At 69.4% G+C, this 10,915-nt stretch carries 8 protein-coding genes; 5 read left to right on the plus strand and 3 right to left on the minus strand.

Annotation, left to right across the window (positions count from 1 at the left end):
* Window positions 1-694, plus strand: a 694-nt coding sequence (locus ACFFCA_RS18835; protein WP_375487643.1) for a TylF/MycF/NovP-related O-methyltransferase, incomplete at its 5' end; no start/stop codon positions are given.
* On the opposite strand, the gene ACFFCA_RS18840 is transcribed toward ACFFCA_RS18835, so the two are convergent.
* A complete protein-coding gene (locus ACFFCA_RS18840; RefSeq protein WP_375487645.1) occupies window positions 691-1,734 on the minus strand; it encodes a sulfotransferase family 2 domain-containing protein in 1,044 nt (347 codons plus the stop codon). The genes ACFFCA_RS18835 and ACFFCA_RS18840 overlap by 4 nt on opposite strands.
* Window positions 1,735-1,850: 116 nt before the next feature.
* Here ACFFCA_RS18840 and ACFFCA_RS18845 point away from each other — a divergent pair, with 116 nt between their 5' ends.
* Window positions 1,851-2,252, plus strand: a complete 402-nt coding sequence (locus ACFFCA_RS18845) for an adenylyltransferase/cytidyltransferase family protein (RefSeq protein WP_375487647.1) — start codon at window positions 1,851-1,853, stop codon at window positions 2,250-2,252.
* A gap of 35 nt (window positions 2,253-2,287) precedes the next feature.
* Here ACFFCA_RS18845 and ACFFCA_RS18850 read toward each other — a convergent pair whose 3' ends face one another.
* Window positions 2,288-4,888 carry a CDP-glycerol glycerophosphotransferase family protein gene (locus tag ACFFCA_RS18850; protein ID WP_375487649.1) on the minus strand — a complete coding sequence of 867 codons (2,601 nt, stop codon included), beginning with the start codon at window positions 4,886-4,888 and terminating at the stop codon, window positions 2,288-2,290.
* Window positions 4,889-5,052: 164 nt separating this feature from the next.
* Between ACFFCA_RS18850 and ACFFCA_RS18855 the strand changes: the two genes are divergently transcribed.
* Entirely contained in the window at window positions 5,053-6,702 is a 1,650-nt protein-coding gene (locus ACFFCA_RS18855; RefSeq protein ID WP_375487651.1) for an AMP-binding protein, read from the plus strand.
* Between the two features lie 51 nt (window positions 6,703-6,753).
* On the opposite strand, the gene ACFFCA_RS18860 is transcribed toward ACFFCA_RS18855, so the two are convergent.
* Window positions 6,754-7,320: an adenylate kinase gene (locus tag ACFFCA_RS18860; protein WP_375487653.1), complete on the minus strand. Its 567-nt coding sequence runs from the start codon at window positions 7,318-7,320 to the stop codon at window positions 6,754-6,756.
* A gap of 169 nt (window positions 7,321-7,489) precedes the next feature.
* Here ACFFCA_RS18860 and ACFFCA_RS18865 point away from each other — a divergent pair, with 169 nt between their 5' ends.
* Complete coding sequence (locus ACFFCA_RS18865; protein WP_375487655.1) at window positions 7,490-9,922, plus strand: lamin tail domain-containing protein; 2,433 nt, start codon at window positions 7,490-7,492, stop codon at window positions 9,920-9,922.
* A 127-nt stretch (window positions 9,923-10,049) separates the two neighbouring features.
* Window positions 10,050-10,343, plus strand: coding sequence for a hypothetical protein (locus ACFFCA_RS18870; RefSeq protein ID WP_375487657.1), 294 nt, complete (start codon window positions 10,050-10,052; stop codon window positions 10,341-10,343).
* The last annotated feature ends 572 nt before the right edge of the window (window positions 10,344-10,915 follow it).

A 10,915-nucleotide genomic window follows, 5' to 3' on the forward strand; every position in this document is an offset into this window, starting at 1 on the left:
CACCCGGGCCCAGCGCATCCCCAAGGACTTCGACGAGACGATGGCCGACATCGTCCGCGCCGTCCTGCCGTTCACGATGACCAGCTTCGAGAAGCTGCACGCGACGGTCACGGCAGCCCGTTACGTGGCGCAGTACGAGATTCCGGGAGACGTGGTCGAGTGCGGCGTGTGGCGGGGTGGCAGCATGCAGGCCATTGCGCGGACGTTGGACAGCATGGGGGACCACAGCCGCCAGCTGTACCTGTACGACACGTTCGAGGGCATGACCCCGCCCACCGAGCAGGACGTGCGCCACGATGGCATGGAGGCGGCCTCGGCGCTGGCTGCCCAGGAGAAGAGCAAGGACAGCCTCGTCTGGGCCTATGCCAGCCTGGAGGACGTCCAAGCCGGGTTCGAACCCGTTCCATACCCCGCGGACCACGTGCACTACGTCAAGGGCCCGGTGGAAGAGACCGTGCCCGCGACCCTGCCGGACCAGATCGCGCTGCTGCGCCTGGACACGGACTGGTACTCCTCGACCGCGCACGAGCTCACCCACATGTACGACCGGCTCGTGCACGGCGGCGTGCTGATGATCGACGACTACGGCCACTGGCAGGGTTCGCGGCAGGCTGTCGACGAGTTCCTTGAGCGCACGGGTGAACGCCTGATGCTCGTGCGGACCGGCAGCGGCCGGGTGGCGATCAAGCCCTAGTCGGCACCCGGGCCCTCACGGCGGGCCTGAGCGGCCGCACGCACCCGGCGCAGCTGACCCAGGGCGGCGCCGGGCAACCAGCGGGTACGCCGGATCTCGTGCTTCAAGGCACGGGTCCGGCGTAGCTCGGCGCGCAGCGCGCCCCGCGTGGCGTAGAGCTCGCGGGACAGGTCGCCGATGCGCTCGTTGGCGACCCCGTGGTAGGCGACCGCGTCAAGCCCGTCGCGGGTCCACGGCCGGTCGGTCAACCGCAGCTCGTTCAGGTTCCAACGGCCGGGGAAGGCCGCGAAGTCGGCCTTGTAGGCGGCGCTGACGACCTGCACGGTGCCGGGGTCCAGGCACTCGCGCGTCATCCGCAGAGGGCTCTCGTTGGCGCGGGGCAGGTACAGCTCCTGGTCGCGACCCACCCCCTTCAGGTGGGTGTGCAGGTCGCTCGTCAGCTCGTCCATGGCTGTCAGGTCGTAGACACGCGAGTAGTTGACGGTGTCCGGGTGCACGGACTCGACCTGGGGCATGAAGTGCGGGTCCTGGCTCAGCTGCCGGTTGGTCTCCCAAGGGGTTGCCCGCACGAAGCGGCGCCAGTCGGCCAGCACGTCCTCGGCCGTGGTCGGGACGCGCGGAAACCAAGGCTGCTGCTGGTAGTGCTCCACGTAGGACGCGTGCCGCACCAGCATCTTGGACTGCCAGGCCGAGAAGAGCCGGGTCCACGGGTCCCGGACGACCGCGAAGATGAACCACCCGTCGTCACGTGAGATCCGCGCCCGGGCCTCGGGCGGGTAGTTCTTGATCTGCGGGGAGTGCTGCCAACTGTCCCTGCGCGTGTGGATGGTCATCAGCCGGGTCTGGTGGTCTCCGGGCGCCCGGTAGAACGCGGAGAAGTCCTCGCCGACGAGGTCGGCGATCATCCATCGCAGGCTCGAGCACGCGACCTTGGTCGTCGAGATGTAGACAATCTTGTGGTCGGGCAGGACCCACGAGTTCCCGGGAGGCCAGGAGCCGGGAGCCAAGAGCGGGGTGAAAGGCACACAGCATTGTCTCACCCGGAATGTGGGTGGGCACTAAGTGCTCTGTTCGGGTCACGTCAGGACGGGCGGGGGACGACGGCTTCGCTAGGGTGGCCCCGGCCGATCACCCTGACCTGGAGGTGTCCCACCCCATGACCACCGTCATCACCTTCGGGACGTTCGACGTCCTGCACGTCGGGCACCTGCGGATCCTGGAGCGCTCCCGCGCCCTCGGCGACCGCCTCGTCGTCGGCGTCTCGTCCGACGCTCTGAACCTGTCGAAGAAGAACCGGCAGGCCGTGTTCAGCGAGGACGAGCGCTGCGAGCTGGTCGCCAGCCTGCGTGTCGTCGACGAGGTCTTCGTCGAGGAGTCCCTGGAACAGAAGCGCGAGTACATCCTGCGCTTCGGTGCCGACGTGCTGGTGATGGGCGACGACTGGGCGGGCCGCTTCGACGAGTTCAACGACGTCTGCCGGGTGGAGTACCTGCCGCGGACGCCGTCGATCTCGACCACCGCCGTGATCGAGCACATCAGCGGGATGAGCGCCTCCTAGCCCGCGTCACCCGACACCGTCGCGGCGGCGCTGCGCTACGAGGCGCCGATCGCCCGGTAGAACTCGCCGGTGGCGGTGCGGTTGTAGGCCGCGGCGTCGAACGGCAGGCTCGTCACCTCGCCCCGCAGGAAGGCACGCAGGCCGTCGGCCAGCGCACCGACCTTGAGCGCCACGATCCGCCCGTAACCCTCGGGCAGCGCGCCCCGCACCGAACCGAACTCGGTGGTGACGACCGGCCGGCCCAGCACCATGGCCTCCAGCAGCACCATCGGCTGGCCCTCGTAGTCGCTGGAGAGCACGAAGCAGTCGGAGTTCGCGACGATCACGTACGGGTTGTCCTGATGGCCGGCGAAGGTGACCGCAGAGGTCAACCCGAGCTCGGCGGCCAGCTCCATCAGCGAGCCGCGCAGCGGGCCGTTGCCCAGCAGGATCAGCCGGGTCGCGGGGTCCTCCTCGTGCACCTTGGCGAACGCGCGGAGCATGCGAGCGTGGTTCTTCTCGGCCGAGAGCCGGCCGGCCGTGACGAAGGTGCGCACCCCGGGAGCGGGTGGGAGCACCGTCGCGAGTGTCTCCAGGCGCTGGACCTCGTCGCGCACGTTGTTGGCGCCGTAGTCGTCGATGAGCCGTGCCACCGCTTGGGGCAATGACGTCGACGCGTCGGAGGACGCGGCGAGCTCGGCGGCCGAGGTGTCGGCGGACAGCGCCCGACGACCCACGGGTGCCCCACCGGCCATGTGCACGATGCGGTCGACATTGATGGTGTTGCGCGCGTAGGTGAAGACCTCGGCCGGGGCGAGGTCGGCGAGCTTCTCCCGGTTGACGTCGTCGAGGGCGGGCGACACGGACACGAGCCGGTCGGCCAGGCCGTAGAGCACCATCGTGCTGCTGACGCTCGCGCGAACTCCCTTGGCGCGGGCGGGGTTGGAGACCTCGGCCTTGATGTCGTTGTGCAGCCAGACCGAGAACTCACCGGAGGGTCGGTTGGCCAGCAACTTGACCCAGAACGGGGAGTACCCGCTGAAGTCGACGACGTAGTCGAAACGGCTGTCGCCGAAGCAACGCACCCACTCGTCGCGCAGCAGGGCACGGTGGCGCGGCTGGTGGCTGAAGCGCGGGTCGGCGAGGACCGGGTTCTTGCTCAGCAGCGTCTTGACCTGCGCCTTGGTGCCGTTGATCCCGCCGAAGCGCGGGAGCAGCCGGACGCGCGGGTTGATGCGGGCGAACTGGCGCAGCCGGTTGCGGTTGTTCGACCACGGGAAGGTGACCGAGACGTCGAAGCGGTCGTGGTCGATGTTGTCCAGCAGGCACAGGGCCGAGGTCGTGATGCCGTTGTCCAGCATGCCGCCCAGGTGGATCAGCACGGAGGTCCGGTCGTCGTCGAACCCCGAGGCGACCTCAGGGCCGGGTCGCCCGCGGAAGACGATGTCGACGACGCGTTCGGTGCCCGTTCCGTCCTCGCGCGGGCAGTACCGGCGTCGGGCGGTCTCGTAGCGGTCGGCGTAACGCACGACCGGGTCGTCGGGGACGCCCGTGCCCAGGTTGTCGATGTCGGCGACGACGCCGGCGATGTCCCGGCTCACCGGGCCGGGCCATTCGTCGACCGGCAGGTAGAGCCCGCGACCGGCCTGGTAGGTGTCGATGTCCGGGGCGAAGAACAGCACCGGACGGCCGGTGGCGAGGAAGTCGGTGAAGATCGACGAGTAGTCGGTGATGAGGACGTCGGTGACGCCCAGGACGACGTTGGTGGGGATGTCGTTGGGCACGAGCATCTCTTTCAGGGCCGGGTCGGACACCGCGTGCTTGTAGACCTGCTGGTGCACCTTGAGCAGCAACCGGTACCGGGAGGAGTCGATCTGCGCGGACACCTCCTCGACGCGTGCCCGCAGTTGCCGCACGTCGTTGGTGGGCGCGTAGAAGTTCCCCTTCCAGGTGGGTGCGTAGACGATCACCTGCTGGGCGTCGTCGAGCTTGACCCCCGCGGCGCGCAGCCGTTCCTTGACCTGGACGCGTTGGTCCTCGTCGAGGTTCTGCCGGTCGATGCGCGGCGTGGCGGTCTCGAGCAACGACCCGCGGAAGATGTCGGTCATCCGGTAGGCGTCCAGGTACATCCGCCGGGTGTCGTCGTTCGGGGCGAGCAGGTAATCGGCCGCGAGCATGTTGCGCACCACGTTGCGGGTGTCCAGCGCCCCGCCTGGGATGTCGTAGCCCATGGCCTTGAGCGGCGTGCCGTGCCAGGTGTTCAGGTACACCTGGCCCTTGCGCTTGCCGAACTGCGGCGGGAAGGTCGCGTTGTTGACCAGGTACTTCGCCTTCGCCAGGACCCCGAGATAGTCGTGGCTACCGGCCTCGACGAAGTTCACGCGGGGGTGGTCCGCGAACTCGGCCACGGTGGCCGCGTGCTGTTCGAGGTCGGCCAGGACCCAGGTGTGCTTGAGGTGGCCCAGGTCGGGCGCCGCGAGCAGCGCGCGGAAGATGGCCTCCGGGTTGCAGAGCATGCCGTTGCCGGAGAAGGACTCGTAGACGACCAGCGACTCGTCGATCGACGACCGACGGGCGAACGCCACCCGCTCGTAGTCGGCGGCCACCTTGACCCGGCGGGCGAGTTTGCGGGCGCGGGCGCGGGGTCCGGCGGCCATGGGGCTCCTCGGTTTCGGGGGTCGGACGGTCGTCGCCGACGTGCGGTCGGCGACCAATCAGCCTATACGGCGCCCCTGCGGGCCGGACGCCGCAGGGCGGACGGAGGAAACCACCGCTTCACGTCCGCTGGGCCGCGTAGCTACCAGCTGGTAGGAACTGCATCGTGGACCCCCTGAAGCTCGTCACCCAGCTGGCCGGGCGGGCGACCCTCGAGGCCCGATTCGCGGCGACCCTGATGCAGGCGCGTGGCCCGAGTGTGGCCCTCACCCCTCCGCACAAGCTCCTCGGCACGCTGCGTGACTTCGACGCGTACGGGCCGGTGGGCGCGGCCATCGGGCTGTCCGCGGCCAGCGACCCGGATCACCCGGCCATCGTCGACGAGATCGGGTCGCTCACTTTCGGCGAGCTCGACCGCCGCAGCACGGCGCTCGCGAACGCGCTGCGCGAGCACGGTGTCGGCGCGAAGGACGGCATGGGCATCCTGTGCCGCAACCACCGTGGCCTGTTCGAGGCGCTGCTCGCCGGGGCCAAGCTCGGCACCCAGACCCTGCTGCTCAACACCGACTTCGCCGGTCCCCAGCTCGCGGACGTCTGCGAACGCGAGGACGTCACCGTCCTGGTCCACGACGAGGAGTTCACCGAGGTCGCGCAGTCGGTGGAACCGTCCAGTGGCAAGTACGTGGCCTGGTTCGACGGCGAGGAACCGATCTCGGACGAGACCACCCTCGAGGAGCTCATCGCCGAGGGCTCCACCAAGCGCCCGCCCAAGCCGTCGGCGAAGCAGCGCATCGTGCTGCTCACCAGCGGCACGACGGGCACGCCGAAGGGTGCGCCCCGCGACATGGCGGTCTCGCTGGCGCTGCCCGGCGGTTACGTGTCGAAGATCCCGCTGCGCTACGGGCGGGTCGCGGTGCTGGCGGCGCCGGCCTTCCACGCGTGGGGCCTGCTGAGCTCGATGTTGGCCCTCGGGCTGGGCAACACGCTGGTCACCGCCCGCAAGACCGACCCGGCGTTCACTCTCGACGCGCTCGAGAAGCACTCGGCCGACGCGCTCATCACCGTCCCGATCCTGCTCTCCCGCCTGCTCGAGAACGGCGCCGACGACATCGGCAGGCGCGACCTGTCGGCGCTGCGGCTCATCGCGGTGTCGGGCTCGGTGCTCTCCCCTGACCTGGCCACCCGCACCATGGACCAGTTCGGCGACATCCTCTACAACCTCTACGGCTCGACCGAGGTCGCCTACGCCACCATCGCCACCCCGGCCGACATGCGCGCCGCTCCCGGCACGGTCGGCCGGCCACCGACCGGCACGTCCATCACCTTGTTCGACGAGGACGGCAAGCGGGTCGGCGGGCAGGACTCCGGGCGGATCTTCGTGTCGAGCTCGATGCAGTTCGAGGGCTACACCGGCGGCGGCAGCAAGGAGATGCTCGAGGGCATGATGTCGACGGGCGACATCGGCCACTTCGACGAGAACGGCCGGCTGTTCGTCGACGGCCGCGACGACGACATGATCGTGTCCGGCGGCGAGAACGTCTTCCCCGCCGAGGTCGAGGACCTGCTCGGCTCCTTCGACGGCGTCTCCGACGTCGCCGTGGTCGGCGTCGACGACGAGACCTACGGCAAGCGCCTGCGGGCCTACGTCGTCAAGAGCGACGGTTCCTCGGTGGACGAGGACGCGCTGAAGAACCACGTCAAGCAGAACCTGGCCCGCTACAAGGTGCCGCGCGAGATCGTGTTCATCGACGACATGCCCCGCAACCCCGCCGGCAAGGTGGTCAAGCGCGGGCTGCCGGACCCCGACGACGCCTGAGCGAATGGGCGGTCAGGCTTCGGGCGCACCATCAGCGTTTCGGCAGCACCGTCAGCGTTTCGGCAGGACGGCGAGGATCGACTCGGTGACCTCGTCCTCGGACCGGTCGGCGTCGATCTCGTGCAGCAGGCCGCGGCCGCGGTAGTAGTCGACCAGCGGCGCCGTGGCCTCGTCGAACACGCGTAGGCGGTTGGTGACCGTCTCCTCGTTGTCGTCGGCCCGTCCCTCGGACTCGGCGCGCGCCAGGATCCGGCGCTTCAGCTCGTCGCGCGGGACCTCGAGGTAGACGACGGCGTCCGGGGTGGCGTCGTGCTCCTCGGCCGATCGGCGGGCCTCCCTGGCCTGTTCGACCGAGCGCGGGAAGCCGTCCAGCAGGTAGCCGTTCGCGGCGCTGGCCGCCCGGACCTTGGGCATGACCAGGGCCAGGATGACGTCGTCGGGGACGAGCTCGCCGCTGGCCATGATGGCCTCGGCCTCGCGACCCAGGTCGGTACCGGCGTCGACCTCGGCCCGCAGCAGGTCACCGGTGGCCAGGTGCTCGATGCCGAGCAGGTCGGCGAGGCGTTTGCCCTGCGTGCCCTTGCCCGAACCGGGCGGGCCGATCAGCAACACGTTCATGGCGTCACCTTTCCATCGCGGGCGCCGATCGCCTCAGGGGGGTCCCGGGCGGGGTGACGCCGACCGCCCCGCGTTCGTGACGAGGACGGCTCGCGGACACCACATCGTCACCCGTTTGGTGGAGACTGTGCGAAATATCCGGTTCGGCGGTACTACGGAGGACTTCCCAGTGCATCCATCCCTCACGCGGTCGCGGCTCCGCGCCGCAGCAGCCCTCGTCGGCGTCGCAGCGGCCACCCTCGGCGTCACCGCCGCGCAGACCCCCGCCGGAGCCGCGCCCTCCACGACGCTGGTCGTCAACGAGGTCTACGGCGGTGGCGGCAACACCGGCGCCACCCTGAAGAACGACTTCGTCGAGCTCTACAACGCCGGCACCGGTGCGGTGTCGCTCTCCGGCTACTCGGTCCAGTACCTCACCGGGTCGCCCACGGCCACCGCGAAGTGGAGCGTCGACACGCTCACCGGGTCGATCCCCGCCGGCAAGACGTTCCTCGTCCGGGAGTCGGCGGGCAGCGGCGGCACCGACGACGGGCCCACCCCCGACGACACGGGCTCGCTCTCGCTCGGCGGCACCTCGGGCACGGTCGCACTGGTCCACTCGACCGACGCCCGGACGTGCGTGACGTCCGCCGATTGCACGGCCGACACCGCGATCACCGACCTCGTCGGCTACGGCACGGCCACGGTCCACGAAGGCACGGCTGACGCACCGGCACCCTCAAACACCACGTCGGTGTCCCGCACCGGCGGCAAGGACACCGACCAGAACGGCCCTGACTTCACGGTCGGTGCGCCCTCACCGACCCCGTCGGGCACGACCGGCGGTGGGGGCGGCGGCACCGAGCCGGGGCCGCTGGCCATCCACGACATCCAGGGCACCAGCTTCGTCTCCCCGCAGAACGGCAACTCCGTCAGCAACGTCGCCGGTGTGGTCACGACGCTACGGACGAGCGGCTCGAAGGGTTTCTGGATGCAGGACCCGAAGCCGGACGCGAACCCGGCCACCAGTGAGGGCATCTTCGTCTACACCGGTTCGACGCCCGCCGTGAAGGTCGGCGACTCGGTGCTCGTCTCGGGCAAGGTCAGCGACTACTACGCGCTGGGCTCGGGGGAGACGCTGTCGAGCACGTCGAGCCTGTCGGTCACCGAGCTCACCGCGCCCACGGTGACCGTGGTGGCGTCCGGGGCCGCGTTGCCGGCGCCGGTCGTGATCGGACCGAACACGGTCCCGGACACCTACGCACCGGACCTGGGCAACGGCAACATCGAGAAGACGCCGATCACGCCGACGCGCTCGGCGCTCGACTACTACGAGTCGGTCGAGGGGATGCGGGTGGAGGTCGACGACGTCCGCGTCGTGGGCCCGTCCAACTCCTACGGCGAGCAGTACGTGACGACCAAGCCGACCCAGGCCGCCACCTACCGGGGCGGCACCGAGCTGCTCGGCGAGAACCGGACCCCGTCCGGGCGGCTCGAGGTGGCGACGCTCGACGGCACCACGCTGGGGCTCGACGTCGGCGACGTGCTGACCGGCGCGACCACGGGCGTCATCGACTGGTCGACCTACGGCGGCTACGTGCTCGACGCGAGCACGGTCGGCACGCCGCAGCACAACCACCTCGCCCCGGTGACCGCGAAGGCGGGCAGCAAGAAGCAGCTGTCGATCGCCACCTACAACGTCGAGAACCTGGCGCCCGGCGACTCGGCCGACAAGTTCACCGCGCTGGCCAAGGGCGTCATCACCAACCTCGCGACGCCGGACATCGTCGCCCTGGAGGAGATCCAGGACAACGACGGCGCGACCGACGACGGCACGGTGGCCGCCGACACGACGATCACCAAGCTGACGAACGCGATCGTGGCCGCGGGTGGCCCGCACTACGACTACCGGCTCGTCGACCCGGTCAACGACCAGGACGGCGGCCAGCCCGGCGGCAACATCCGCAACGTATTCCTCTACAACCCGGCACGGGTCACTTTCGTGGACCGCGGAGCGCCGTCGGTCGACCGCTCGGTCACGGGCACCCAGGTGACCAAGACCAAGGGGGCGGCGGCGCTGACGCTGTCGCCCGGGCGCATCGACCCGACCAACCCGGTCTGGACCTCGAGCCGCAAACCGCTGGCCGGTGAGTTCCGGTTCCAGGGCAAGCCGGTGATCGTCGTCGCCAACCACTTCGACGCCAAGCTGGGCGACCAGAACTCCGACGGGCGCTTCCAGTACGCGCAGCAGAGCTCACAGACCCAACGGGCCGGGCAGGCGCTGGTGGTGCACGACTTCGTCGCCAAGATCCTGGCCGCCCAGAAGTCGGCGGACGTCGTCGTGGTCGGCGACCTGAACGACTACCAGTTCAGCTCGCCGCTGGCCGTGCTGCGCACCGGGTCGGCCGACGGCAGCGGGACACCGATCCTGACCGACCTCATCACCACCTTGCCGGTCGACCAGCAGTACACCTACGTCTACAACGGCGTCTCCCAGGTACTCGACCACATCCTGGTCACGCCGAAGGTCCGGGGCGTGACCTACCAGGTCGTGCACGTCAATGCCGAGTTCAACGGGCAGACGAGCGACCACGACCCCCAGGTCGTCGACATCAGGCCGTAGGCGACGGCACGACGGACAGCGCGGCCCGGGACCTCTCGTCCCGGGCCGCGCCGGCGTGCGGCCTGGGGCGCACCGGACCGGGGCAGGACCGGGCCGGGGCAGGACCGGGCCGGGAATGATGGCTCGCATGGACATGACCGGGTGGGTGCAGGGTCAGGTATTCGTGCAGACCGTCGACGAGAAGGAGGTCGAGCAGGTCACCGGGTTCCTGACCGCGCGCGGGCTCACCTTCCAGGTGCTCACCCTCAGTGAACGGATGGTGCTGGACGAGGCGGACCCGGAATCGGCGGTCTCGACCGACCGGTTCAGCATCGCGGTGCAGCTCGGAGGCTTTCCGCAGGTCATCGGGCCGGTGCTCACCGACCTCGTCCAGCGGATGCACGGGGGTGGCTGGGAGGCCGACCCCGACGACGAGGGCTGACAGCAAGCCCTTTCAGCCCTTGAAACACTCGAATTTTGGTCGGGGGAGCCGTTTCTCGCCGGTCGAATGTCCGTTTCGAGGCAGAGTGTTACGGTCTCAAAACATTGAATCTCAAATTACGTACGCGTAGTTCGTTGTTTCACCTTGACCTAACACGGGCCATACGTCATTGTTGACTCTGTCAGCGGGACAGCCCCTCATCGGGTTACTCACGGTGACAACAGAAGCAATCGATTCGGATCGCTGAATCCCCCGCTCAGCGACTCGGGTCGATGGTCGACAGATCTCCGTCCGATGAATCCCCCGCTCACCGGACACGATCTCGAGACCGCTGGAAGCCCCCGGTGAATCCCCCGCTCACCGGGGGCTTCTGTATGTCTGCGATCCCGGAGCCCGCGGTGTGTCCTCGGGCCAGGAGCCTCAGGTCAGCGAGCGGTACGACCCCGACGCGCAGCGGCGCGCTGGGCAGCGGCGCTCGGCGCCCGCTTGTCGCCGTCGGCGCCCTTGCCGTTCGCAGCCTTGCCGTTCGCAGCCTTGCCGTTCGCAGCCTTGCCGTTCGCAGCCTTGCCGTT

Source organism: uncultured Jatrophihabitans sp., from assembly GCF_964252635.1.
Taxonomy (GTDB): Bacteria; Actinomycetota; Actinomycetes; order Mycobacteriales; family Jatrophihabitantaceae; genus Jatrophihabitans.